Origin of the sequence: Neobacillus niacini NBRC 15566 (assembly GCF_001591505.1) — a bacterium.
Classification (GTDB): Bacteria; Bacillota; Bacilli; order Bacillales; family Cytobacillaceae; genus Neobacillus; species Neobacillus niacini.
The window spans coordinates 195,018-218,315 of sequence record NZ_BCVA01000002.1 but is presented as its reverse complement, the minus strand read 5'-3'; the positions used below and the strand labels follow the sequence as shown (position 1 = coordinate 218,315).

General features: G+C 36.7%; 30 protein-coding genes. 8 read left to right on the top strand and 22 right to left on the bottom strand.

Annotated elements, in window-relative coordinates; translation table 11 throughout:
* Window positions 1-52 precede the first annotated feature (52 nt).
* From BANA01_RS03040 to BANA01_RS03010, 7 genes are all read right to left on the bottom strand, one after another.
* Window positions 53-2,284 carry a penicillin-binding protein gene (locus BANA01_RS03040; protein ID WP_034673115.1) on the bottom strand — a complete coding sequence of 744 codons (2,232 nt, stop codon included), beginning with the start codon at window positions 2,282-2,284 and terminating at the stop codon, window positions 53-55.
* Window positions 2,281-2,640 carry a cell division protein FtsL gene (ftsL, locus tag BANA01_RS03035; protein ID WP_034673117.1) on the bottom strand — a complete coding sequence of 120 codons (360 nt, stop codon included), beginning with the start codon at window positions 2,638-2,640 and terminating at the stop codon, window positions 2,281-2,283. The genes BANA01_RS03040 and ftsL overlap by 4 nt, the downstream gene beginning before the upstream one ends.
* A 36-nt stretch (window positions 2,641-2,676) precedes the next feature.
* Complete coding sequence (gene rsmH / locus BANA01_RS03030; protein WP_034673121.1) at window positions 2,677-3,609, bottom strand: 16S rRNA (cytosine(1402)-N(4))-methyltransferase RsmH; 933 nt, start codon at window positions 3,607-3,609, stop codon at window positions 2,677-2,679.
* A gap of 60 nt (window positions 3,610-3,669) precedes the next feature.
* A complete protein-coding gene (gene mraZ, locus BANA01_RS03025) occupies window positions 3,670-4,101 on the bottom strand; it encodes a division/cell wall cluster transcriptional repressor MraZ (RefSeq protein WP_063251591.1) in 432 nt (143 codons plus the stop codon).
* Between the two features lie 185 nt (window positions 4,102-4,286).
* Window positions 4,287-5,921, bottom strand: coding sequence for a bacillithiol biosynthesis cysteine-adding enzyme BshC (gene bshC, locus BANA01_RS03020; RefSeq protein WP_063251590.1), 1,635 nt, complete (start codon window positions 5,919-5,921; stop codon window positions 4,287-4,289).
* Between the two features lie 79 nt (window positions 5,922-6,000).
* Window positions 6,001-6,393 carry a DUF3397 domain-containing protein gene (locus tag BANA01_RS03015; RefSeq protein ID WP_063251589.1) on the bottom strand — a complete coding sequence of 131 codons (393 nt, stop codon included), beginning with the start codon at window positions 6,391-6,393 and terminating at the stop codon, window positions 6,001-6,003.
* The gene (locus tag BANA01_RS03010; protein ID WP_063251588.1) at window positions 6,390-7,295 is read right to left on the bottom strand and encodes a 2-dehydropantoate 2-reductase; all 906 of its coding nucleotides are present in this window, start codon (window positions 7,293-7,295) and stop codon (window positions 6,390-6,392) included. The genes BANA01_RS03015 and BANA01_RS03010 overlap by 4 nt, the downstream gene beginning before the upstream one ends.
* A 310-nt stretch (window positions 7,296-7,605) precedes the next feature.
* On the opposite strand from BANA01_RS03010, the gene BANA01_RS03005 reads away from it, so the two are divergent.
* Entirely contained in the window at window positions 7,606-8,082 is a 477-nt protein-coding gene (locus BANA01_RS03005; RefSeq protein ID WP_063251587.1) for an N-acetyltransferase, read from the top strand.
* A 32-nt stretch (window positions 8,083-8,114) separates the two neighbouring features.
* Here the strand turns inward: BANA01_RS03005 and BANA01_RS03000 are convergent, their stop codons facing one another.
* From BANA01_RS03000 to BANA01_RS02985, 4 genes are all read right to left on the bottom strand, one after another.
* Window positions 8,115-8,738: an RsfA family transcriptional regulator gene (locus tag BANA01_RS03000; protein ID WP_063251586.1), complete on the bottom strand. Its 624-nt coding sequence runs from the start codon at window positions 8,736-8,738 to the stop codon at window positions 8,115-8,117.
* An 81-nt stretch (window positions 8,739-8,819) separates the two neighbouring features.
* Window positions 8,820-9,587, bottom strand: a complete 768-nt coding sequence (locus tag BANA01_RS02995) for an enoyl-CoA hydratase/isomerase family protein (protein ID WP_063251585.1) — start codon at window positions 9,585-9,587, stop codon at window positions 8,820-8,822.
* 108 nt (window positions 9,588-9,695) lie between these two features.
* Window positions 9,696-9,869: a 50S ribosomal protein L32 gene (gene rpmF, locus BANA01_RS02990; protein ID WP_063251584.1), complete on the bottom strand. Its 174-nt coding sequence runs from the start codon at window positions 9,867-9,869 to the stop codon at window positions 9,696-9,698.
* Window positions 9,870-9,951: 82 nt separating this feature from the next.
* On the bottom strand, window positions 9,952-10,479 hold the full coding sequence (locus BANA01_RS02985) for a YceD family protein (RefSeq protein WP_063251583.1): 528 nt from the start codon (window positions 10,477-10,479) through the stop codon (window positions 9,952-9,954).
* A 262-nt stretch (window positions 10,480-10,741) separates the two neighbouring features.
* On the opposite strand from BANA01_RS02985, the gene BANA01_RS02980 reads away from it, so the two are divergent.
* Entirely contained in the window at window positions 10,742-11,956 is a 1,215-nt protein-coding gene (locus tag BANA01_RS02980) for a nucleotidyltransferase (RefSeq protein WP_063251582.1), read from the top strand.
* Window positions 11,957-11,987: 31 nt separating this feature from the next.
* On the opposite strand, the gene BANA01_RS02975 is transcribed toward BANA01_RS02980, so the two are convergent.
* Entirely contained in the window at window positions 11,988-13,007 is a 1,020-nt protein-coding gene (locus BANA01_RS02975; RefSeq protein ID WP_063251581.1) for a SepM family pheromone-processing serine protease, read from the bottom strand.
* 7 nt (window positions 13,008-13,014) lie between these two features.
* Entirely contained in the window at window positions 13,015-13,794 is a 780-nt protein-coding gene (locus BANA01_RS02970; protein ID WP_063251580.1) for a patatin-like phospholipase family protein, read from the bottom strand.
* 215 nt (window positions 13,795-14,009) lie between these two features.
* Here BANA01_RS02970 and ylbJ point away from each other — a divergent pair, with 215 nt between their 5' ends.
* A complete protein-coding gene (gene ylbJ / locus BANA01_RS02965; RefSeq protein ID WP_063251579.1) occupies window positions 14,010-15,227 on the top strand; it encodes a sporulation integral membrane protein YlbJ in 1,218 nt (405 codons plus the stop codon).
* A gap of 41 nt (window positions 15,228-15,268) precedes the next feature.
* On the opposite strand, the gene coaD is transcribed toward ylbJ, so the two are convergent.
* Window positions 15,269-15,751 (bottom strand): pantetheine-phosphate adenylyltransferase, encoded by a 483-nt coding sequence (coaD, locus tag BANA01_RS02960; protein WP_063251578.1) that lies wholly within the window; start codon window positions 15,749-15,751, stop codon window positions 15,269-15,271.
* A 28-nt stretch (window positions 15,752-15,779) separates the two neighbouring features.
* The gene (rsmD, locus tag BANA01_RS02955) at window positions 15,780-16,325 is read right to left on the bottom strand and encodes a 16S rRNA (guanine(966)-N(2))-methyltransferase RsmD (RefSeq protein WP_063251577.1); all 546 of its coding nucleotides are present in this window, start codon (window positions 16,323-16,325) and stop codon (window positions 15,780-15,782) included.
* Window positions 16,326-16,691: 366 nt separating this feature from the next.
* Between rsmD and BANA01_RS02950 the strand changes: the two genes are divergently transcribed.
* Complete coding sequence (locus BANA01_RS02950; RefSeq protein ID WP_034674220.1) at window positions 16,692-17,081, top strand: DUF7147 family protein; 390 nt, start codon at window positions 16,692-16,694, stop codon at window positions 17,079-17,081.
* Window positions 17,082-17,402: 321 nt separating this feature from the next.
* Here BANA01_RS02950 and BANA01_RS02945 read toward each other — a convergent pair whose 3' ends face one another.
* The gene (locus BANA01_RS02945; protein WP_034674218.1) at window positions 17,403-17,678 is read right to left on the bottom strand and encodes a YlbG family protein; all 276 of its coding nucleotides are present in this window, start codon (window positions 17,676-17,678) and stop codon (window positions 17,403-17,405) included.
* Window positions 17,679-17,806: 128 nt separating this feature from the next.
* Between BANA01_RS02945 and BANA01_RS02940 the strand changes: the two genes are divergently transcribed.
* Window positions 17,807-18,127 (top strand): hypothetical protein, encoded by a 321-nt coding sequence (locus BANA01_RS02940; protein ID WP_034674216.1) that lies wholly within the window; start codon window positions 17,807-17,809, stop codon window positions 18,125-18,127.
* 35 nt (window positions 18,128-18,162) lie between these two features.
* Here the strand turns inward: BANA01_RS02940 and BANA01_RS02935 are convergent, their stop codons facing one another.
* From BANA01_RS02935 to BANA01_RS02920, 4 genes are all read right to left on the bottom strand, one after another.
* Window positions 18,163-18,606: a YlbF/YmcA family competence regulator gene (locus BANA01_RS02935; protein ID WP_034674214.1), complete on the bottom strand. Its 444-nt coding sequence runs from the start codon at window positions 18,604-18,606 to the stop codon at window positions 18,163-18,165.
* A gap of 60 nt (window positions 18,607-18,666) precedes the next feature.
* Entirely contained in the window at window positions 18,667-19,053 is a 387-nt protein-coding gene (locus BANA01_RS02930) for a hypothetical protein (protein WP_052106323.1), read from the bottom strand.
* 101 nt (window positions 19,054-19,154) lie between these two features.
* Window positions 19,155-19,394, bottom strand: coding sequence for a YlbE-like family protein (locus BANA01_RS02925; protein WP_034674213.1), 240 nt, complete (start codon window positions 19,392-19,394; stop codon window positions 19,155-19,157).
* An 18-nt stretch (window positions 19,395-19,412) separates the two neighbouring features.
* Entirely contained in the window at window positions 19,413-19,808 is a 396-nt protein-coding gene (locus tag BANA01_RS02920; RefSeq protein WP_034674211.1) for a YlbD family protein, read from the bottom strand.
* 139 nt (window positions 19,809-19,947) lie between these two features.
* On the opposite strand from BANA01_RS02920, the gene BANA01_RS02915 reads away from it, so the two are divergent.
* Window positions 19,948-20,436 (top strand): PaaI family thioesterase, encoded by a 489-nt coding sequence (locus BANA01_RS02915; protein ID WP_034674209.1) that lies wholly within the window; start codon window positions 19,948-19,950, stop codon window positions 20,434-20,436.
* Window positions 20,437-20,453: 17 nt separating this feature from the next.
* Window positions 20,454-20,822, top strand: coding sequence for a hypothetical protein (locus BANA01_RS02910; RefSeq protein ID WP_034674207.1), 369 nt, complete (start codon window positions 20,454-20,456; stop codon window positions 20,820-20,822).
* A 33-nt stretch (window positions 20,823-20,855) separates the two neighbouring features.
* Here BANA01_RS02910 and BANA01_RS02905 read toward each other — a convergent pair whose 3' ends face one another.
* Together BANA01_RS02905 and BANA01_RS02900 are read right to left on the bottom strand one after the other, a co-directional pair.
* Entirely contained in the window at window positions 20,856-21,887 is a 1,032-nt protein-coding gene (locus BANA01_RS02905; RefSeq protein ID WP_169803641.1) for a CAP domain-containing protein, read from the bottom strand.
* A 199-nt stretch (window positions 21,888-22,086) separates the two neighbouring features.
* Window positions 22,087-22,521 carry a CBS domain-containing protein gene (locus BANA01_RS02900; RefSeq protein ID WP_034674203.1) on the bottom strand — a complete coding sequence of 145 codons (435 nt, stop codon included), beginning with the start codon at window positions 22,519-22,521 and terminating at the stop codon, window positions 22,087-22,089.
* 186 nt (window positions 22,522-22,707) lie between these two features.
* Between BANA01_RS02900 and BANA01_RS02895 the strand changes: the two genes are divergently transcribed.
* Complete coding sequence (locus BANA01_RS02895; protein WP_034674200.1) at window positions 22,708-23,067, top strand: YugN family protein; 360 nt, start codon at window positions 22,708-22,710, stop codon at window positions 23,065-23,067.
* Window positions 23,068-23,298 lie beyond the last annotated feature (231 nt).

Here is a 23,298-nt window from a genome sequence, read left to right as displayed (position 1 = left end):
TATATGCTTGTACTATATCGAATAGAACGGTAACTACTATTGTCTATTACTATTACTCCCTTGGGAGATTCTCTAATTCTTCTTCAGGTGCTTCGGTGTTTTCCTCGGCTTCTTTTGCTTCCAATTCTAGCTTTTCTTCCGTTGTTTTGAAATCAACGATGAGAAAATCTCCCTTTTTTAAAGCAGCACCTTCTTTAATATTTTGCTTAACAACATAACCACTGCCTGTAGAATTTAGCTTCATTCCAGATACTTTTGCAACCTTCATTACATCTCTAAGTGACCATCCTGTCATATCCGGTGCTGTCAGTTTCCCACCACTTTGGATTATTATTTTTTCACCTTCAAGTACGTTAGTCCCAGGTGCAGGAAGCTGACCTGTGACTTTTTCACCTTTTCCTAGTACCACTACATCTAGACCCGATTCCTCAAGTTGTTTAACTGTTTTTGAAACACCTTGACCAACTAAAGCAGCAAGATTTGTAGTTGAAGCCTTTTCTTGTTGTGAAGGCTGAATATTTAAATACTGTAAACTATTTTTCATCACAGGATTGAAAACCAATGAAACTGGTATCGAACCCATGGAATAATGATCTATTTCGGGTTGTTGGACAGCAACGTATACAATTAACTTCGGGTCATCTTTTGGTGCCATACCTAAGAATGAAAAGATATAATCTTTCTGTCCAGTTAAATAGCCGCCTTTTGGATCAGGGATACTTGCTGTTCCTGTTTTCCCAGCAACACTATAGCCATCAATCTGATATCGAGTCCCCGTACCCTTTTCCTTATTTGTCACAACGGTCTCAAGAATATCACGGACCTCTTTCGCGGTTTCAGCTGAGATAGGTGTCGAAACAACCTCAGGTGTTACATCTCTAATTACTTCACCAGTGTCGTGACTGACAATTTTATCAATTACTTGCGGCTTCATCATTTTCCCATTGTTAGCAATTGCCGTCATCGCTTGAATTTGCTGAATAGGTGTAATCGCAGTCCCCTGTCCATATGCGGTGGTTGCTTTTTCTATCGGCCAATTAAATTGAATTTTCCCTGTGGTCTCTGCAGGCAAGTCAATCCCGGTCGGGCTATCAAATCCAAATTTAGTCAAATATTCACGAAACTTATCAAACCCTAAAAGTTCATTAGCTATTTTCGCAAAAGCAACATTCGAAGAGCGCTGAACTCCCTCAAGATATGATATCATTCCCCAGCCGGATCTCTTGTGATCATGTATCGGCTTGTCTTTTGATGTAACTTTATAAGAACCAGACTGAAAGAGATCATTAGGATTAAATTTATTTTCTTCAATTGCCGCAGCAAGCGTAAAAATCTTCATCGTGGAACCAGGCTCAAAAGAAGTTTCGATTGCTTCATTGTGCCAGCTGTTATCAATTCCTTCCTTTGTTTTAGGGTGAAAGGAAGGTCTCTGTCCCATCGCTAAGATGTTACCTGTTTTTGGATCAGCCACTATCGCAATGATTTTTGCTGGTTTATATTCATCAACCACTTTGTTCATAGCGTCTTCTAAAAAGGTTTGAATTTTCTTGTCAATCGTTAAGTACACATCATTTCCATTTTGAGCTGGAGTAACCTTCTGTTCTCCATTTGGAAGCAAGTATCCCCATAAATCACTTTCATAATTAATTTTTCCATCTTTGCCTGTTAACTCTTTATCTAACGTTTTTTCAATCCCCATTTTCCCCACATAATTATAGGTTCCGTCAGGCTCGTCAATTCTGTCTGCATAACCAACGAGGTGTGAGGCAAAGATTCCATTTGGGTAGAATCTTTTCGAGTCGCGTTTAAACGTAATTCCTGGCAGCTTAAGTGCCTCTATTTCTTTTTTCGTTTGATGTGATATGTCCCTGCCCGCTTTTCCAAATTCAACCTGAAATTGGTCTTTGGTTAAAATGCTATAAATCTCGGATTCTTTCATATTTAAAATTTTAGCCAATTCATTTGCTGTTTTTTGAGGATCCGTCACATGGTTTGGATTTTTTGGGTTAGTTGTCATTTTTTTATCTAAAATTGCAATTAATGTATAAGAGGTTGTATCCTCCGCAATAACTTCCCCTTTTTGGTCATATATAACTCCTCTAACCGATTCTAAACTTCCTGTTCTGCTGTATTTTTGCTGGGCTTTTGCTGCTAGAGGCTGTGAGCCGACCTCACCGGTAATCTGAATCGAGAAATATCTAAAAAGCAATATAAAAAAGAGCAGGCCGAATAATGCAAACAATCCGGCTGCCCCGACATTCATATATGGCTGTTTCTTGTTCATTTCTCGTGCACAACCTTGACGTTATTTTCGTTTAAAACAAGTCCCATTTCTTTTGCTTTTTCCCATATCCGTTCATACGTGCTAAGCTCACTAACTTGTACCTGCAAATCATTATTTACCTTTTGGATCTCATTAATGGAGGTTTGAACCTCCTGAATTTCCTTGTTCACCTGGTAAATTTCCGCTTGATTCGAGATGAGATGGACGGCACCAAAACAAACCAGCCCTGTAAATACTACTCCGATTATTTTCTCCCCAGGTGTAAGCCAGTGCTTTTTTGTTTTTACAATACTTTGTTCCTGTACTGTCCGTTCTACTTGCTGTTGTTGCTGAAATTTCCTGGCAAGATTACTCATTCTTTCCCCTCCACATAGATATTTTTTTATTTCTATTTATAGTTTTTCCGCAATCCGCAATTTCGCAGATCGAGCACGATTATTATGTTCTAATTCTTCTTCTGAAGGAAGAATAGGTTTTCTGGTAATGAGCTTTAAAATCGGCTTAAATTCTTCAGGGATCACAGGTAAGCCATGCGGTAAGTCTGGTGTTTCACTTGCCTTTTTGAACGACGCCTTACAAATCCGGTCTTCTAAAGAATGGAAGGTAATAACACTAATTCTTCCTTCTGGGTTAAGAATATCAATTGCTTTTTGTAAAGACTTCTCAAAAACCGCTAATTCATCATTTACAGCAATTCTTACCGCTTGAAATATTCGTTTAGCCGGATGTCCGCCCTTTCTTCTGGCTGGTGCAGGAATCCCTTCCTTAATAAGTTCAACCAACTCAAAGGTGGTCTCAATTGGCTTAATATCTCTTCTAGCCTCTATTTTTCGAGCAATCTGCTTAGAGAATTTCTCTTCACCATAGCGAAAAAAGATCCTAACTAAATCCTCGTAAGACCAATGGTTAATAACATCATAGGCCGAAATATCCGCATCATTGTCCATCCTCATGTCCAGCGGTGCGTCATGATGATAACTGAATCCTCTTTCTGGAGTATCTAATTGAGGAGAGGAAACACCAAGGTCATAAAGGACCCCGTCCACCTTATCGATCCCAAGCCGTTCCAGCTCTTCCTTAAGGTATAAGAAATTGCTCTTGATTATTGTTAGCTGCTCACCGTAAACGGACAATTTCTCTTTTGCATTGGCAATAGCTACTTCGTCTTGATCAAAGGCAAACAATTTCCCATTGTCAGTAAGTTTTGAAAGTATCAGGGAACTATGTCCCGCCCCGCCTAATGTACAATCAACATAAATGCCGTCAGGTTTAATATTCAATCCGTTAACAGCTTCATTTAGTAACACAGTTGTATGTTCAAACATCATTATCACCTTTTCCAATCGAACGATATAAAACGGAGTTATAATAGAATAACTTGTCCATTATATATCAAAACCAATCATATTTTCTGCAATTTCGGCAAAAGATTCTTCAGATTCTGCGAAATAGTCTTCCCAAATCTGTTTGCTCCAAATTTCAATCCGATTGGACACTCCTAAAACTACACATTCTTTTTCTAGTTTTGCATACTGAAGTAATGGTGCTGGAATATTAATTCTTCCTTGTTTATCTAGTTCGCTCTCTGTTGCACCTGAAAAGAAGAATCGGGTGAATGCACGGGCGTCTTTTTTTGTCAGAGGCAGACCTTTAAGTTTGTCTTCGATAACTGCCCACTCCGATAATGGGTAACCAAACAGACATTGATCCAAACCGCGTGTGATGATAAACATTTCTCCAAGCTCTTCGCGGAATTTGGAAGGCACAATCATCCGGCCCTTATTATCAATGCTATGATGGTATTCACCCATAAACATACCCGGTACCCCCACTTTCTATTTAAAATGTACCACATTCCCCCACTTTCCTCCACCTATTTTTAAATTATTCTTTTCGCAGTTGCCTAAATCCTTTTTTTGCACTAAATTTTTTCAAAAAAATGGATCTTCACTCTCGGTGAAGATCCAAAAAAAAAGAAACTTCACCATCGGTGAAGTCTCCCTTAAAGTTTTATAACCTTATGCTGTCCGTCAAATACAAACTCAAGTTTCATTATTTCTTCAATAAAACTTGTTCCATACTGATTTAAATAATAGAAAATGTTCCAAACCCGCTCTTGCGGAAATCCATCAGGCCGCAGTGATAAATCAATACGATTAAACTTACTAAGAATGACATTGTACTTTGATTGTACTGATTCCTCCAGCTTCGTTTCCATAAATCCAATCTGCTTTAATAAATAGGTTTCATTCTTCTTTACTAGCGGCAGCAAACTTTTATCAAGCTGGTTGGTTTTTCTTTCAATAAGGTCATACTGCTGTAATAACTGCGATTTCAGTGTAGAAAATAGTTCAGAAACCTCTTTATCCTTGATTGATTCTAGATATTGGTTTCTCTCTTCCACAGTTCCCCTGCTCAATACCTGGGATAGTTCTAGGTTTAGCTCATGAATATCACTTTCAACCGCTCTCTCCACCAAGGTTATATTTAACCTTGGTACAATCGGAGGCATACTTATTTTAAAATGTTCAAAAACAAGCTTCAATTCAGCCCAATAAGAGATTTCTCCCGGACCAGCAATAAATGCCAGTGTTGGGAATAGCCATTCTTGCATTAAGGGCCGTGTCACCACATTATTACTTAGTTTTGCCGGGTCTTGATAGGCAATCTCCATTAGTTCTTCTTTTGTAAAGGATACAGCTCCACTTTTCCCCACAAAAACATTTCTTTCTGAATCATATTCAAGCAAAATTCTTTCATTTGATTTTGGATTGTAATAAAACAAATTGGCTGCATTTTCATTGGAATCAATTGTGATTGGATAACCCTTTTTACCTATAATACTTTGTTGTTCAAGCAGATAATTGGTAATTTCCTTATGCTGCTCAATTTGTTGAGCGAATTTCTCTGTTTGCAAGAGACGGAACTGGCGATCACCTGAGTCTACAATTAATAATCCATAATCCTTAAAGAGCTCCATTACAATGTTAGCAAAAAATTCAACAAACGTTGAAGAATCACGTAAGGTTTCTTCTGCGAAATTGATTAGCTGCTTTGTATGATTGGTCTCACCAAAGTTTTCTATTACATTAATGACCCACTCTCGGCACACATCTTTGTTAAGGGTGACATCTGATACCATTTTCTTTTGCTTAACCATTTCTGGGTAGGACCATTTATCTACTCTTTGCTCTACGGGCATAAACACATGATTTACTTCATGAAAATCATGGTCTTCTCCAGCTATCCAGAATACAGGAATGACTGGTACACCAAGCTGCTTCTCTTTTTGCTCTGCTAATTTAATAATGGAGATTATCTTATGTATCGAATAAAGAGGTCCTGTAAGGATACCTGCTTGTTGACCGCCAATAACTACTACACTATTCGATTGTTTTAGTTTTGCGAGTGAATTCTTCACTTCTTCTGATGATGGAAAACGTTCCATAAATTTCTCTATGTGACCAGCTACTTTTTCCCGTGGAAAGTGTCGATTGCTTAATTCGTCTAATCTCTTCTGATCTTCGGCAAAGTCATTAAACCGATAATGAAAAAAAGGCAGAACATCAGAGGATTGTTCTAAATAATTTGAAGCAAATCGATTCGTTGCTGACAATGAGAGATTTAAAATCTCCATTTAAGTACTTCCTTTCTGATCAACCATATTCATTCCATATGAGTATAGCATCATCTGCTCTAATAAAAAAAATCTTTGCTTAAGAAAATGTAAAAGTTAATGCACTTTGCAGTATGCCAAATATAGTTAGGGATACATAGGCTAAAAAGAAGATAAGAAAATTAAATCGCCAAAACCCTTTAAAAACCTTTGCCAATATAATTTCACCTTTTATCTTCCAATGTATGACTACGAATATCATGGCAATGACAAGTAAGATTAGCAAAATCAGCCCAAAAAATGATTTGCCCCAAATGGTTAGTAACAAAAAGTGAACAGCCACGATAAAGAGTAGCGTTGAGTAGTCCAACGCTTTATGAAAAGACTTTCGAGTGTTTTTAGTTAATAACTTATTTAATACATAAATCATTATAAAACCTAGAAGAGGTACAGTTAAGAAAATAGTAATAATCGATGAGATAAATGAACTCAATTGCTGCTCCTCCAATCCTTTTCTTTCCCTTTGATTAAATAATAATAGCTTTCAATGTTCGTTGCTGTTTTTTGTTGAAGCTGAGCTTCCTCTATCAAAAAGCCAAGTATCGCATCAATTTCTGTCCTTCTCCCAGCCTCTAAGTCTTTTAGCATAGATGACCTATTATCACCTGTTTTTTTACATATTCTCAACACATCTCTAAATCTTTTAATAGGATCTTCTAGATTTAGTATAAATGAGATTTCTAGAAACAGTTTTTTGACCGCAGCAAAATAGAAGGTGTTTTTGATTAATTCACCATTATTGACTTGAAGAATTGCAGTTAAAGGATTGATGATGGCATTTGTAATTAATTTATTTATCAGCATAGTATAATAATCGTCTTTCAGGGTCATAGGGAAACGAATAGAAGTACAAACCTCAGCAAACTCCTTTATTCCGTCAACATTACCTTTATATAGAGCAACATTAATGGCTCCCTTACCATTGTGAGAAACCGTATATGTATTAACTTTACTGGCCCCATGCTCAACGGATCCAACAAAAATATTAGTCGCAGGAATATTTTTAAGTAATGTAAGATGACTCATTCCGTTTTGTAAAAATAATAGGGTCTGAGGAATCATCTTCAGGCTTATTATCTGATTTATTATAGAGTGAATTTGATATTGTTTGACGGCAATAATGGTTATCTCTTCTATTCCTGCCCATTTGGAAATAGGAAGGGCACGAACACTTACTTTTCTTTGTACAGAACCTTCTTGCAGATATATCCCGTGTTGATTAATGATTTCTGCTTGTTCGCTTGTTTTAGTATAAAGCGTGACAGAGAAAGCATTGCTTAAGTACGATGCGACTAATAATCCAATAGAACCAGCACCAATAATGCCAAGTTTCATGATACCACCCATTAATTGTCTTTTTGTTTATAGTTTATCAGATGCTGCAACTAGTTTATACGTTTGTCCATAAAAAGATTGCTCTATTAACACGTCTATTGATTTCCTCTTTTGGCGCCTCCCTTTCCACAGGCGGTACGATCAAAAAGAAACCGTTTTCCAGGGAATATATAAAGAATTTTTTGTATCTTTGTTATATAATGTTATTAATTCATTTTGAATAATTTATTAATAAATTCATTTCACATTATTCAGCTTTAAATGAATATATACAGTTAGTATGAAAATCATTTATTAAGGGGGCTTATATATGGTGATGAAAGTTGAAAAATTAAAAATTAATTTTAAAACACTTGAGGAATTTAAAAAATTCAAAGAATACGGAATTCAAGAACTCTCCATGATTGAGGACTTAGAAGCAAATATGATCGATAATGATATTGACTCTCCTTTTTATGGAATCTATTTCGGAGACAAACTAGTAGCTCGAATGAGTTTATATCAAATAGATGCCAAGTTTGACCGTTATTTCTTTCCACCACAAAATTATTTAGAATTGTGGAAACTTGAGGTATTGCCGGATTATCAAGGTAAGGGGTATGGAAAGAAGCTCGTAGAATTTGCTAAAAGTTTCGGTGTTCCAATTAAAACGAACCCAAGAGTACAATCAAGAAGCTTTTGGGAACATATGAATTTTACAAATGTTGAATATGACATGGAACGTGACCGTGGCGAAAATCCACTTGTATGGTATCCTGAAGGTGTAGAAGCTCAACATAATGAATAACGAAAAAAAGCGGACATTATGTCCGCTTTTTACTATTTTTCGATTCTTTCAAGATTTCCGTTTTTATCCATTTGGAATTTTACTTTTTGCTGTCTATCTTCTTCTTGTAAGACAACCATTTTTCGCGCTCTTTCCATAATTTCAATTAAAGAGCGATAGTCTTCTTCAATCGCTTTTAGGTTTTTTGCTAATCTCTCATTTTCAGCTGCAAGCGAATAAGATTTCTTTTCAAGCTCTTTTATTTTTTGAATGGACTTTTCTCTTGCTTCCTCTATGCTTGAAGCAGCTGCCGCTTGCTTTTGGAGATTTTCAAGGAAGTGAACCACCGATTGAAATGTTATATCTTCACTCCTAGGTGAACCCAAGGATTGCGTTTCTTCGGCAACAAACTCTTTTGTTATCTCTTTATCGGCAGGAATATTTTGCTTTTTTAATTCTTTTCTCTGTTTTTTAGCCAATTCTATTCCTGATTTATATTGCTTCCTTACAAATGAGTTCCAACGAAATCCGCATGCCGCAGAAGTTCGAGAAAGCTGTTTTCCCACTTCCTCAAATGCTTGAAGCTGTGTCCCGCCTTCTCGAATATGTCTCAACACAACTTCAGCGAGCAATAAATCTTCATCTTGGGACCATGCATCTTGGCGAGTTGGTGACATAAGTCAAATCCCTCCTAGTGTTTTTATTCATACATATGCATCTACTAGAAAAGATAGACTGATAACAGATTGTCTTTATTCTTATTTTTGCATTTTTTTACTAATAAAGTTTTGGACATACTTATGATGCGGTTCACTTTCCCATAGGACACTGCAATTCCTTACTTCTTTTTCTATTCTTTCTCTTAGCTTGTTTTCTTCCCACTTTACTATCCACATCATTTTATATGCTTCTAATACCTTTAAATCAACTGATAAAAGCTTTCCCATAAACGTCTCGCACGCAGTAATGTGAGTATTTGAATAAATATAATCGATAAAGCCCGCTTCTTTTAAATACTCAGCATTTTGAATTTCCGCTTCCATTAAAAGCTTCATACCGTGTGCAGTTGATAATTTTTCTGTTATAATTGTTCCCCCGCCCCAACCAGTTGTAATAGCTTGTTTACCTTGTACGAAACCAGCTCTAATCCCTTCTCTCGCTAAACGGTAATCACAAGCAGAAGCAAGCTCACATCCGCCACCGATAGCTGTTCCATTTAAAAGAGCGATCGTTGGTTTTGCTAAAGTCATTAGCGAATAAAGAATTTGAGACATTTTAGAAAGCATGTCATACGCTTCTTCCTTTGTCTTAAGCTGGTGAAATACAGATAAGTCCCCGCCGGAACAAAAAGCCTGATCACCTTCTCCTGTGATGACGAGCGCCTTAATATTTGAATCATTTGCAGCCAAAGAGATAGCCTCTGTTAATCCATTCATGACCTCATAATTAATGGCATTTCTTTTTTCGACTCTGGTAATCGTAAATAATAAATAACCCATATCACGTTTTTCAATGGAAAATGACATATTGGTTCCCCCTTTTTATATCCAAATATTTTAAGTATGTAAAATATTTTTTAAAACGACAAAAGCACAAGGGCATATTGCTCCTTGTGCTTTTTATCGTAATGGAAATTAGTCGTTAACAACGTCTTTTCCTTTGTATGTTCCGCAAGCTTTACATACGCGGTGTGAAAGTTTCATTTCACCACAGTTTGGGCAGCTTACCATACCAGGTACGTTTAATTTAAAATGTGTACGACGTTTTCTTTTTACAGTTTTAGAAGTTCTTCTAAAAGGTACAGCCATTCTTCCCACCTCCTTAAAGAGTATTAAGAAAGTAATGAAGGCCAGGAATGCTGGTTCTTCACTTTGCTTCTTGTTTTAATGATTATGATTCGGAAGAAGAATTGTTTTTGTCAAAAAACTTTGCAAGACCTGCTAGTCTTGGATCAATCTTTTTGGATTGATCTCCATCACTTATAACTTCCCAGTCCTTACCGGATTGTGGTGCAGCGTCTTTATGGTTGACATCTTCACAGAACACTTGCATTGGAACCTCTAGTAAAAGAATTTCTCTAATGACAGGCATTAAATCAATTACTTCCCCTTTTACTTGATAAACTTCCTCTTCAGTTTCATATTCTGATCCTTGCAAGAGGAAAGTTTCAGTTGTTTCGACATTAATCGGAAGTTTAACATCCACTAAAGTACGAGAACAAGGCAGGATTAAATGACCCTCAATTTTCAGATGAAATGTCACTTTCGTTGAATCAATATCACCCCGACCAGTAATATGCATCGGAGATACTTCACGAATCGTCGGATCCGTTTCTTTTATCTCATCAACTCGAATAATATCATCAATCAGAAAATCCTTGTTTCGGTATTTTTGTAATTGGCTTAATGTCCATTTCAATTGAATCACCCCAAGGCAACAAAGGTAATTATAGCCTTCGATTAAATTTTTGTCAATGTTTTTTCTTTACACCTAAAATGTGATTTTTCATTTTAATATTCTTCTAAAAACAACCTCTTCAAATTAGTTTACCCAGTTAATTCAGTTTACAGTCCCAACTGCACATTATCGTAAACCATTATCTTATCATGGTAATTTTTGCTATAATACGATTACTATAAAAAATTACGATGTTTTACGAACAGATAAAGGAGAACTTTAAATGAAAGCTGTTGGTGTAATTGTCGAATATAATCCTTTTCATAATGGCCATGCCTATCATCTGCAAGCAGCAAAGGAAACAGCCCAAGCTGACTTAGTTATCGCCGTTATGAGCGGTAATTTCCTTCAACGTGGTGAACCTGCTCTTGTTTCTAAATGGTATCGGACTCAAATGGCTCTTCTAAATGGTGTTGATATTGTCCTAGAACTACCTTATCGATTTGCAACGCAAAAGGCTGAGACATTCGCAAATGGTGCAGTCTCTATTTTAGACGCCATTGGATGCCATTCGCTTATGTTTGGCAGCGAAAGCGGGGATATATCTTCCTTCACGCAAACGGTTGACTATTTGGATAAAAATAAAGAGCGTTTTGATCAAAATATTAAAAAGAATATAAAATCAGGTGTTAGTTACCCTAAAGCATTATCGTTGTCTTTTCAAACATTGTCAAGCCCTGATAATATATTGAGTCTGGATAAACCGAATAACATCCTTGGTTTTCATTATGTTAAATCTATCATTCAGCAAAATAGTCCGATCATTCCTCTCACTGTAAAAAGGAAAAATGCGGATTACCATGATGAACACTTTGCCACAGAGACCATCGCTAGTGCCACAAGCATACGTAAAGCTTTGTTTACCCATCAAGAAGGAAAGAGCTCGATTGAACAATATGTGCCTGTTGCAACTAACATGCTTTTGAAAGAATACCTAGCTGAACATGGGCATTTCCACCAATGGGAAAATTACTGGAGTTATTTACGCTTTCGTTTGCTGCAAATGAGTCCGGAGGAACTAAGTGAAGTTTATGAGGTGGAAGAAGGTATTGAACATCGTTTAATAGCTGCTGCACTAGATTCTACTCATTTCAAAGAATTTATGCAAAAAATAAAAACGAAACGCTATACATGGACAAGATTGCAAAGAATTTGTGTTCACATCTTAACCAATGCAAAAAAGACTGATATGAAAAGCAAAAAAGAGATTGCTACCTATTTACGACTGTTAGGTATGACAAACAACGGAAAAGAATACTTAAATAAGTATAAATCTCAATTTGCTCTTCCACTCGTTTCTAAACTATCTGCCTATAAGGAAAAAGATATCGTATTAGATATCAGAGCTTCACGGGTTTATTCCTTCGGTGTGGGAATACAAACTAGGGAACGCTTATTACATCAAGAATATAAACAACCACCCATTTATATGAAATAAAGAAGATGGCGCCTAGAAGGCACCATCTCCTTTATTTCATAGGTAATTCCTCTAAATAATTTATCGCGTCATCAATTACATCCACCGGAACAATTTTCATTTTGGAATCAATCTCACGGGCAGTCTTCACCGCTAGTTTGTAATTGGAATCCTTGCCCCCTTTTTCATTCGGGGCAAAGAAGATTTCTGCTCCCGCTTTGTCAGCTGCAACGATTTTTTGATCAATCCCTCCAATTGGCCCAACACTACCTTTTGGGTCGATTGTCCCTGTTCCAGCAATTTTGTACCCTTTCGTAAAGTCATCTTCCATTAACTGATCATAGATTTCTAGTGAGAACATCAACCCGGCAGATGGCCCACCGATTTCATCAGTCTTAACAGTAACTTTAGGATCAACAATAATTTCCTTATCATCAACTAACGAAATCCCGATACCGACTTTCTTTGGATCATCTTTGAAGGGTTCGACCGTTACCTTGACCGTTTTTGTTTTATCTTCCCTATTAATGGTTAATTCTACTTGATCGCCTGCCTTTTTCTTGCCCACATAATCGATAAACTTCTCAGAAGAGGGAAATTCTTTCCCATCTACCTTAGAGATTCGATCCCCAGCGCGTAATTTTCCCTCTGCAGGCATATCAGGGACAACCTGAACAACGTAAACCCCTTTGTATTCGTAATCAACAGGATATTCCGCTTTCTTATAGGCCACTTCAATAGCATTCAATTTTGATCCTGCCATCATATGGAGCTGTCTTGCGTTATATTCTTCTTGTGTTTCTGCTTCGTGTAATATAGCTTCTACAGGATAAAGTTCAACATAATCAAAGAGTTTAGCTTCAACATAGGAATAAATATTTGCTCTTCCCATTCTCACTGTAGTCAACATAAAGGTTCCTTTCGACTCCGTACCATCTTTTACTTGAATAATAGGTGCTAATTCTCTTGCAATACCCGGTTTCGAAACATAATACGGTAATGAAAAAAAAATCCCTGCAATCATCATTAGTGCAATTACAATGGAAGACCCTACAAAAATTTTGCTTCTCAAAAGCTCCCTACCCCTTCCATTCCGTTATTACCTTTTTTATTATATCTAAATGTTTCTTCGCTTCTTCTTCTCCAAGTTCGATAATTTCTTCAATATTCGTGAATGCACGGGAGCTATATGCCTCAACAGGCGGACGAATCATAATATCAGAAGCAATCTCACGATAATTAATAATTTCAGTTTGCATGATATCAATACTTTGCATAATGACATCGTATATAGATGTGATTTCTGCATTCCGCTTCACTCTAGAAACGTCTACCGCTATTACAATGTCAGCCCCCAATTCTTTCGCCACAGATACGGGAACCCGGTCTGACACCCCGCCATCAACTAAGATTCTCCCATTATACTTTTCAGGTACAAAAATCCCTGGAATTGATATACTAGCTCTGACAGCTTCCGCAACAGGACCTTTTTTAAAAACAACCTTTTCCCCAGTTAGTAAATCCGTTGTAACGATTCCTATTGGTATGGATAATTCTTCAATATTTTTACCATGGGTAAACACTTTAATGAATTCCTTTACCCGCTTCCCTGCAATAAATCCCATTTTAGGCACCGTAAAATCTAAAAAATATTTACGCTTAAATGCTGCTGATAATTTATATAAACGGTCCAGTTCAATACCTGCCCCATAAAAACTAGCAACAAGGGCTCCCATGCTGCTTCCTGCGATTACATCAATCGGAATCCCTGCTTCCTTTATGACTTTAATAACCCCTAAATGAGCAAAGCCCCTTGCTCCGCCGGAACCTAGCGCTAATCCTATTTTAGGACGCTGCATAACCGTTCCCTCCCTTTTCATAAGCCTTAAAAGCATTATGACACTAAACAATCTGACAGGAGAATTCTCGTTCAATCTTATGGTCTAAATTAGCGTTCTATGAGTATATTTGTGTTATATGGGGACAAGGCCGAATCTACAAATAGTGAGTAATCCTTATTTTAACATTTTTTATTTATACAGTATAACAAAACCCTCGGAAAGGAGGATATTCTTTGTTTTATTCAAAATTAAAAACAATCTTTCTATCTATATCCGTCATTATTTTAGCTGGTTCCATGATTACTTTTCCTAAGGAGTCATTTGAAGCATCTCTCCGTGGACTTAATATGTGGTGGGAAATTGTTTTTCCATCCTTACTTCCGTTTTTTATCATATCCGAAATGTTAATTGGTTTCGGTGTAGTTAAGTTTATTGGAGTGTTATTAGAGCCGCTCATGAGACCTCTTTTCCGGGTTCCTGGAGTAGGGGGATTTGTTTGGGCAATGGGAATGGCTTCTGGATTCCCTGCAGGCGCTAAGCTGTCTGCAAGACTTCGTCAGGAAGGTCAACTTACACAAATTGAAGCTGAAAGACTTGCTTCTTTCACTAATTCCTCTAACCCATTATTTATCTTCGGTGCTGTAGCGGTTGGTTTTTTTCATAACCCGCAATTAGGTGTCATTTTAGCATTAGCTCATTATTTAGGGAATATTTGTGTTGGGCTAATGATGCGGTTTTATGGAAATGAAACACCCGATAAAAAGAAGGATAGGGAAGGTAAATTTATCTTAAAGTCTGCCTTTTCTGCATTGCATCAAACTAGAATAAAAGACAAGCGGCCAATTGGCAAACTTCTTGGCGATGCTGTAAACTCTTCTATTCAAACCTTGTTAATGGTTGGCGGATTTATTATTTTATTTTCGGTGATTAACAAGCTGCTGTTTCATCTACATATTACCGCTGCCCTTGCCAGAGGATTTGACATTCTATTTTCCGCCCTCTCACTCCCTGATATGCTCAGCATTCCATTTATCTCAGGTTTATTCGAAATTACACTTGGGAGCGATTTAACAAGCGGGGTTGGCGACGCTACTCTGCTTCAGCAAGCAATTGTTACGAGCTTTATTTTAGGTTTTAGCGGATTTAGCGTTCAAGCTCAGGTTGCAAGCATTTTGGCCCAAACTGACATACGATTTAAACCATTCTTTTTCGCAAGAATTGCACAGGGGTTATTCGCCAGTATCTTTGCTTTCCTCTTATGGAAACCAATTTATGTCCGGTTTTATCAAACAGAACAGCCGTCTAATGCAATCCCTGTTAACCTTTTTGTTGAAGGTACATGGCCGCAAATTTATTTTCAAAAATTAACAGAAGCAGGTCCACTGATAACAATCATTTCACTAATGATATATGTATTCATACTGTATAACAAATTACGTAAAAGCTATTAGCATCAAAAAAAGCCCTGGATTACCAAGGCTTTTTGCCATTTTCATCGATTAAATTTCTGGTTTAATGCTGCTTCCACAATTGGCGGCACAAGCTCTGAAATATTGCCATTGTACTTTGATACTTCTTTTACAATACTAGAGCTTAAGAATGAATATTGGCTGTTTGTCATGATAAAGAAGGTCTCAATTTCGTCATTCAGAACTCTGTTCATTGATGTTATTTGCATTTCATATTCAAAGTCTGAAACGGCGCGCAAACCTCGTAAGATGGCATTCGCCTTAACTGCCTTAGCATAATCAACAAGGAGTCCAGAATGTTCATCGACCTTGACATTTGGAAGATCCTTAGTCACTTCTTTTATTAGGCTCATCCGCTCCTCGACGCTAAATAACGGATTTTTTGAAGAATTATTCATAACACTCACATAGACCATATCAAACACCTTAGCGCCTCGTCTAATAATATCTAAATGACCATATGTGATTGGATCAAAGCTTCCTGGACAAACGGCTATACTAGCCACAAATGACTCCCCCTCATATCTCGCTGAATCATGCATAAATCGTTATCGCAATCATTCCATACTTTTCATGTCTCTGTTGCGAAAACTCACCAGCATGTTCTGGCAATTCAACATCATGACTGTGTTCGCAGATAATGTTACCGCCAGCTGTTAACAGCCCATGTTCCGATATTTTATCCATTAAATTTAGTAATTGCTGCTTTTTATACGGAGGATCTAAAAATATGTAATCAAAACGAACGTCCCTTTTGATCAAGGCTTTTAAGGCTCTGTCAGCATCATTTCGATACACTTCCGACATATCCTCCATATTACATGCTTTGATATTCTCATGAATGGTTTGTATAGCCTTTACATCACGATCGACAAAAATAACTTTATCTAAGCCTCTGCTTAATGCTTCCAGCCCTAACCCTCCGCTGCCGGCAAAAAGGTCCAATCCTATTCCACCGTCAAAATAGGGTCCAATCATATTAAATAAGGCTTCTTTCACTTTATCTGTTGTCGGTCTCGTTGTATTTCCTGGAACAGCTTTTAATGGTCTTCCTTTACAAACACCTGAAACAACTCTCAATAATTATCACCACAATTTATCCATTTTTCTATTTTTAAGAATATCCTATCATAATTGAATAAACTAGCCAACTTGTTGGATTATTTCTGAAAAATTATTTTAAATACGTATAAGCTTGTTAGTTGTGGAGATAATGTAATTAACAACATCAATTCGAGGATGTTGTTGCCAACCGCGGAGAAGACTTACGTTTCCCCATAAGTTCTTCCTCCGGTTTCTCCTCTCCCTTTGCCTTCTATCCTTTAAGAGGATGTAGAAGGACCCTGCAGATTTAAGTCTGCAGGGTTTTTTTCTTTTAGTTGAGCATTTAACCCAAAAATATGTTAAAGTATGGGAATGAATTATTAAACAAAGGAGAGCTACCTTTTGATACAACGCTTTATTGAACTAGGTGAAGGTTATTCGGATATATATGAGCTGCTTGAACTTGCAAAGGCTAATCAACACCGTCTTCTCCATATGATGGCCTTTCATACTGTGAAAAATGAAAAACAAGTGACATCTTTAGCAGTTGTGATGCAGCTCACCGATCCAGGAAAATTCCAGGCACTTTATATCTGCCGAGAAGGGATTCCGAATCCAAACTTCATTCCAAATAAAAGATATGATTTGTTTCAACAGACTGCAGAAGAACTCGGCAAGCAAATTATCCAACTTTCCGTTAAGCCTTCGACGATTTTTCATGAAAAAGAGTTATACTATCAACATTTAATCGCAATTCTAAGACTAAATCACTATATTAAGCCACTCCATTAAGAAAAGCGGAAGCGCCAAGAGGCTCTTCCGCTTTTTTTATTAGGCTGTGTTAAAGGTTATGGTTGATTTTATTGATTTTAAGAATCTAAATAGAGTGGAAAAATCTCGCTTATTTGTAATTATTAATAAAAAATAGCGTCAATAGTCGGAGAGATTCCGACTATTGACGCTAAATACGTGAAAATGGAGGTTTTTGCTTTGCTCAATTGGAAAACCTCCCCTTTTTACCCCTGAAACAGGCTCCATTCTGCATTTAACCGGAAAGTCCTCGTTTATTTTACTTTCGCAGGTTACTGGAGCGTAAATCAACAGCTTTATTTATTAAATCCCCATTTTATAATCATATTCTTTTGCTTTATCTGGTGCTGCGTTTTCAAATTCCATCTTTAAGAAAGGTTTATATGACGGTTCTACTTTCTTAACAAATGAAAAGGAATTTATTTTTTCCATAATCATTTCAAGTTCATCTTGATTACAATAAAGTACAACATACTTTAATTTCTTAGAAACATAATGAACATTCCCAAAACGTCTTAACATCTTTGCTTGCTTTAAGGAATAGAGCCAAACAACCAATCCTTGTCTTTGTACGAACATACTTATTTTCCCCTTCAATAAACCATCATTTTAATAAGTCTAGCATAGTAAAACACTCTTTTTCAATTCAAACTTTACTGACAATGGCTAAAGTAAATAAAACCACCTAAGGAATAATGGTGATTCATATGGATTTAGAACCCATTTGGCAACAATTTATTAACAAACTTACCCTAAATAAGGGTATTACCAGTGCCCATTGGATAAAAGTTGCAGGAATACCATTTTTGTATGTTACCCTAGCCCCTGAATTATCTCAGCAGGCTCTTGAGGCAATCATTAAAAAATGTTCCATTGCCGTAATATTAGGTAATCGATTGCACAGTGAAACAATATTTGTCCGACAGGAAGGTTTACTTTTGGTTTATCGTCACCGGTTTTATGTACCGCAAGAAAAAATGTTCTGCTGTGGGAATTTATGTGTTGATTGTACACGGTTAAAAGGATAAAAAAACGGCTTAATCTAAAATTAAGCCGTTTTTCCTTAGGCGGAGCAGCTGCAGCTCCCACCGCCTCCACAGCCTGAACCATGAGATCCTGTATCAAAAAATGGATTCCCTGACGGCACTTTTATCTGCTTGGAAACAGCACCGCCAACTAACATACTAATTTCGTCCAGCAGACTTTGCAGGTCATTTTCTGCTAATTTGAACTCAGCCACATTGGGATCTAAGTCCATTTCCCTTTTGTATTCGCGAATTTGGCTCATTACCATCTTGTAGTCTGGATGGTATTTGCCAAACCGCTGCACCTCTTCATAAAGCTCTTTAAGGTTAACAAAACGGTTAATCTTTTCTTGCGTTTCTTTATTGTTTTGCATTTTATATAGACAAATTTGATATTGCTCTACAATATCCGATTCTAATACCATTTGTGCTAATTGCTCCGCATAGTCCAATAGTTCAATTCTTTCTGATGTAGCAAGCATGTACGCCCACACCTCCATTCACATTTTACCATGAATGTATACAGAAAGTGAAATAAACTATTACTTAGGGATATTTACCAAGAATTCCTTTGTGATTCCGTACGGTACATTTTTTAAGTCAACAACTTCCAGCTTAACTGTATGTTCTCCAGGCGGCAGACCTTTAATAATAAAAGCGGCCGAGTTTACTTCTTTGGTTCTTTTACCATCCAGCCAAATTACAAGCTTCCCCACTTTCCGGTCATGCTGGTCAGATTGCCGAAAACTGATTCCAGATAAAATACACTCAACAAATACATTATTTCCTTTGGTTCGAGATTGAACATATAACGATGGATTATTTTCAGAATACTTACTAACCATCGGTAAAACAGGTGACTTTTGGAACCCTGAAAGGATACCTGTTAAAAATATAGATAGAATCGTTAATTCTATGTACCTTTTCAAAATAATCACTCCTTTTAACAGTATTGTTCGCTTCCTTTATTTTTTTTACTCCATACTCTATTCCTCCAATAAAAAAGACCACATTGAATTGTGGTCAAATTTCAACTCTGGTCTTTCATTGACTGCAGCATATAAAACATCATCGATGCCATTTGTACATTATTAGTGAATTTTTCTACCCGGTGAGGAATGGTTTTTTTATAATAATGCAGGGAGGCAATTTCAAACGTTTGCAAATCATAAGGATTCCTTGATAGCTTTCGGTACCAAAGCGGCTGTTCTCGTATGAATTTTTTTAATTCTTTTTTGCTGTTTAAATATTCAAGTACATCTCTTCTCATGAGAAATATTCCCTTCTTTTAGTCTTTACGAAACGAAAACGGATGTTTGTGTTCTATTTTTGGTTTTACCTGACTTGGCTGGCTTCCTTGAAATTGGGATATTACACCTTGTATGGCTCCTAACGCTTGACTTAAGTTATTGATATAATGCTGAATTTGATTGGGATCCATTTTCTGTACGGCCCCTAGGATTGTTGAAATCCAATCTCCTTTATTTTCATCATTCTTCTCAACACTATTACTTGCCTTTACTCCTAAAGATTCCCAACGATTATCTTCTTCCCCAAGCAGATACCAATCCTCATATAACTCTTGCCAAGTTGATTTTCCATCTCGTACTTCCTTAATTAAAGCCGGGTTATTTTTCACAAATTCTTTAAACTTTATCACGGAAGGATGTAAATTTTTTTGCATGTGTCTTCACTCCTACCCATATCAATGCCCCCTATACCATATGTTTTAAATTCAAAATGGTGAAAATTCTACTTACTGTGAAAATTGTTTTTTTAGTGGTAAGATGTCTTCAGAACTAGAAACGAGAGAGGGATTTCATATGAAAGAGACATTACAGCAATTATTAGATAATTGTATTGAAAGAGGAACAGAAGAGGATTTAAGTGCCCTTGCCCATGTATTAAAAGGATTTGAAAAGAAAATAGATCATAAGTACCCCCAATTTATTGATGGTCTTCTTCATTTGGAGAGGAAAATAGATAAGGAGAAGAAAAGCTGTGAAATCACTGTACCATTTAATCCAGTTTGGAATAATGCATTAGGCATTGTACATGGAGGAATTACAGCCACTCTGCTAGACACTGTTATGGGAACAGCAATACATGCTATCCTGCCAGAAGGTTATGCAGCAGTAACGAATCAGCTGAATATCCATTACATAGCCCCTGGTATAGGTGATACTCTTCGGTGTAAAGCGGAAATCATTCATCATGGAAGTAAAACAGTGGTTATAGAGGGAGAAGCTTTCCGTTCTGACGGAAGAAAAATTGCACATGCAACAGGCACATTTTTTATCATCCAAAAATAGGTGGGAGAAGGCACGTAATGGTTACTGCAATTGTTATACCGATAATTTGTCTTTACTTCTATTGGATAACAAAAAAAGAAATGAAATTAAATGATCATAAATGGCTGGAATTAGCAGAAGTAAAAAAAGAAGCAGTTGCTACAGGTGAAATTAAAAGTATTAGCCAAGAGAAACAACGCTTTTATTATCATCGATTTATACTTGTCCAAGAACTTACACTGCAAACAGAAACGAAATTAATAAAGGCAAAAAAAATAATTCCTATTAAAAACAATATTAAGATAGATACCTTCTCGATTGGCGAGGTAATACGAATATACGGGAGCTGGGAAGGAAATCATTTCCACTTTAATGAATACCAGATTGTACATATCAATAAAAAATAAAAGGTGACTACTTGTCACCTTTTACCTTTATCATTATTCATCGTTTTTTAGAATAAAGTTTTGTGTATAATATTTTCGATAAACTCCAACACCTAGATGTGTGAATTCCTCGTTTAATAGAGACTCCCGGTGCCCTTTACTATTTAACCAACCTTCTGCTACTGCAGGTCCATCCGGGTAATTAACGGCAATATTCTCACCAGCAGACTTATAAGCAACGTTCGCTGCCTCTAATCGATCGGAAAGATTGCCAAATTTTTTAGAAGTATGGGAGAAGTCGTTATTCTCTGACATATCCTTGCTATGGTTATAGGCAACGTCTGAGGTTTCTTGATCCCATTCTAGCGACTTTACATTATGCCTAAGTCGCATAACATTAGTAATATCCAAGATTTCTTTTTCTGTTCCTTCTTCAATCAATCTCCATGCGTCTTCCGTCGGTTCTTCTGCCTCAATTAATTCACCGGTATATCCGAGTTCATAGGGCCGTTGCTTGATTAAAGTTAAATCATTTAAAAATCGCACACTTGACAGACTTCCAGTAAATTTATCAATATACAATTGGACAAAAACATCTCCCAATTGTAGTAATGGACGTATATTTAAATCTGTATCATTCAATTCAAAACGATAAGAGTTTCCATTATAATCAATATCTATATTTGTATCTATAAAATGAGTATTAAAGATTTCCTCAATTGGCTGTCCAATCTTAAAGGGAGAAACATCCACATCTTCTCCTACTGCATACACTGTTACGACTTTATTGTTTTCTACCCCAACCTGTACATATCGTGAGTAGTCAATATTATATATATACCATTGGTATCCATACAAAGATTCATCTATCCTCTGCGGTTCACCTAATATACCTTTTAAATAACCAAGATCTTGACCAATAAGTATACCCAAACCACTAGTTGGCCGTGTGGCTGTCGTTTTTTCTTGGGTACCATTTTCCTGATTTTGATATAATGATTCATTCATTTCTAACGTATGTTCATCAGTTATTAAAACTTCATTATCGTCATTTTCATTTATACTTGCATAAAAACCAATTGTCACAAAAATAGACGCTAGGATGAGGATTCTGAAGAGAGTACGCAGATGTATTCACCCTCTCTATTACATTTCTTCATATAGTGTTGCTATTTTTAATTATATCACCATTATCTTTGTTAGTAATAGAGAATATTATTTTAACTGAAAATTAATATTTATGTAAAAAAACAGATACACCAGTTGATGTATCTGTTTTCATTCTTTAATGTTGTACCCCATTGTAATTTTTTTCTGAAATTTCACTAAGAGCTTCTTTTGCTTGATCATCGGTCATTTTTCTTATCGCAAAATCACCTAGAGAAACAATTCCAACTAATTTGTCTCCTTCTACTACTGGAAGTCGTCTGATTTGATGTTCAGCCATTAAGTTTGCCGCTTCATTTGTCGTGGCATCAGCAGAGATTGTTATAAGTTTATCACTCATTATGTCCTCTACTTTTGTTGAACCAGGATGTTTTTCTGCAACTCCTCTTATAACGATATCACGGTCCGTAATCATACCCACAATTTTTTCCTTATCAACAATAGGAATGGCACCGACATTTAATTCTTTCATTTTCACAGCAACCTCAAATACATTATCCAACAAGGTACAACACTCTACTTGGTCTGTCATAATATCACGAATCTTTTCCAAATCTTCGCCCCCAATTGCAGAAAATAATCTTAACATTTACTTATGTTTACCCAAAAGGAATGGTTTATTCGCTAATGTATTCATTGCAAGTTTAAACATTTTCAACTATTATTAAATTGAATTAATTTGCTATCCTGTTAAGTAAATAACAAAGGGGTTAGGCATGTTTCTAGGAGGGACTACGATATGAAATTCGAAAATACTGGCTTAGAAAAGTTAAAAGCTGATTTAAACCGTTTGGATGATGTGATGCTTGATTACGGTTTAGTCCGTGAAGGTCAGTGGGATTACGAGCGTGTTACATATGACCGTAAATTCGAGTTAAAAGAAGGCGTATTTTACTTACGTGTTCGCGGCTATGCGGTTGAAGGGGATGTTGATACCAATAAGGCAGTTATTCAGTTATTGCCGGCATTGTTAGGAAAACATTATTATCCACATGGAGTAGAGTATGGTGAAGGCGAAAACTTCCCAGCATCACTCGTAAATCAATGCAAAAAAATTCTTGATGATGTGAAAAAAGAAGTAGAGAAATTCGCATTATAATAAAAACGACGCATGAATAGCATTCATGCGTCATTTTTATTTCAGGCTGGGTTAAAAGCAGCTATTGATATTAGCACTCTGTTGATTTGCGCGGAAGGCACGAAGACTCCTGCAGGAGTACGGGGTTGGGGAGAGACCCCGCAGGCGCTTAAGCGCTGAGGAGGCTCCCCGGACCGCCTGCGGAAAGCGAAGTGCCTCAGTACAGGCAAAGACCGCCTGTCACTGCGGTGT

Excerpts from the sequence above, each read along its gene's own strand:
- BANA01_RS03040 (WP_034673115.1), bottom strand. The coding sequence starts at position 2,284 with ATGAACAAGAAACAGCCATATATGAATGTCGGGGCAGCCGGATTGTTT.
- ftsL (WP_034673117.1), bottom strand. The coding sequence starts at position 2,640 with ATGAGTAATCTTGCCAGGAAATTTCAGCAACAACAGCAAGTAGAACGG.
- rsmH (WP_034673121.1), bottom strand. The coding sequence starts at position 3,609 with ATGTTTGAACATACAACTGTGTTACTAAATGAAGCTGTTAACGGATTG.
- mraZ (WP_063251591.1), bottom strand. The coding sequence starts at position 4,101 with ATGTTTATGGGTGAATACCATCATAGCATTGATAATAAGGGCCGGATG.
- bshC (WP_063251590.1), bottom strand. The coding sequence starts at position 5,921 with ATGGAGATTTTAAATCTCTCATTGTCAGCAACGAATCGATTTGCTTCA.
- BANA01_RS03010 (WP_063251588.1), bottom strand. The coding sequence starts at position 7,295 with ATGAAACTTGGCATTATTGGTGCTGGTTCTATTGGATTATTAGTCGCA.
- BANA01_RS03005 (WP_063251587.1), top strand. The coding sequence starts at position 7,606 with ATGGTGATGAAAGTTGAAAAATTAAAAATTAATTTTAAAACACTTGAG.
- BANA01_RS03000 (WP_063251586.1), bottom strand. The coding sequence starts at position 8,738 with ATGTCACCAACTCGCCAAGATGCATGGTCCCAAGATGAAGATTTATTG.
- BANA01_RS02995 (WP_063251585.1), bottom strand. The coding sequence starts at position 9,587 with ATGTCATTTTCCATTGAAAAACGTGATATGGGTTATTTATTATTTACG.
- rpmF (WP_063251584.1), bottom strand. The coding sequence starts at position 9,869 with ATGGCTGTACCTTTTAGAAGAACTTCTAAAACTGTAAAAAGAAAACGT.
- BANA01_RS02980 (WP_063251582.1), top strand. The coding sequence starts at position 10,742 with ATGAAAGCTGTTGGTGTAATTGTCGAATATAATCCTTTTCATAATGGC.
- BANA01_RS02970 (WP_063251580.1), bottom strand. The coding sequence starts at position 13,794 with ATGCAGCGTCCTAAAATAGGATTAGCGCTAGGTTCCGGCGGAGCAAGG.
- BANA01_RS02945 (WP_034674218.1), bottom strand. The coding sequence starts at position 17,678 with ATGTTCGTACAAAGACAAGGATTGGTTGTTTGGCTCTATTCCTTAAAG.
- BANA01_RS02940 (WP_034674216.1), top strand. The coding sequence starts at position 17,807 with ATGGATTTAGAACCCATTTGGCAACAATTTATTAACAAACTTACCCTA.
- BANA01_RS02935 (WP_034674214.1), bottom strand. The coding sequence starts at position 18,606 with ATGCTTGCTACATCAGAAAGAATTGAACTATTGGACTATGCGGAGCAA.
- BANA01_RS02925 (WP_034674213.1), bottom strand. The coding sequence starts at position 19,394 with ATGAGAAGAGATGTACTTGAATATTTAAACAGCAAAAAAGAATTAAAA.
- BANA01_RS02920 (WP_034674211.1), bottom strand. The coding sequence starts at position 19,808 with ATGCAAAAAAATTTACATCCTTCCGTGATAAAGTTTAAAGAATTTGTG.
- BANA01_RS02915 (WP_034674209.1), top strand. The coding sequence starts at position 19,948 with ATGAAAGAGACATTACAGCAATTATTAGATAATTGTATTGAAAGAGGA.
- BANA01_RS02910 (WP_034674207.1), top strand. The coding sequence starts at position 20,454 with ATGGTTACTGCAATTGTTATACCGATAATTTGTCTTTACTTCTATTGG.
- BANA01_RS02895 (WP_034674200.1), top strand. The coding sequence starts at position 22,708 with ATGAAATTCGAAAATACTGGCTTAGAAAAGTTAAAAGCTGATTTAAAC.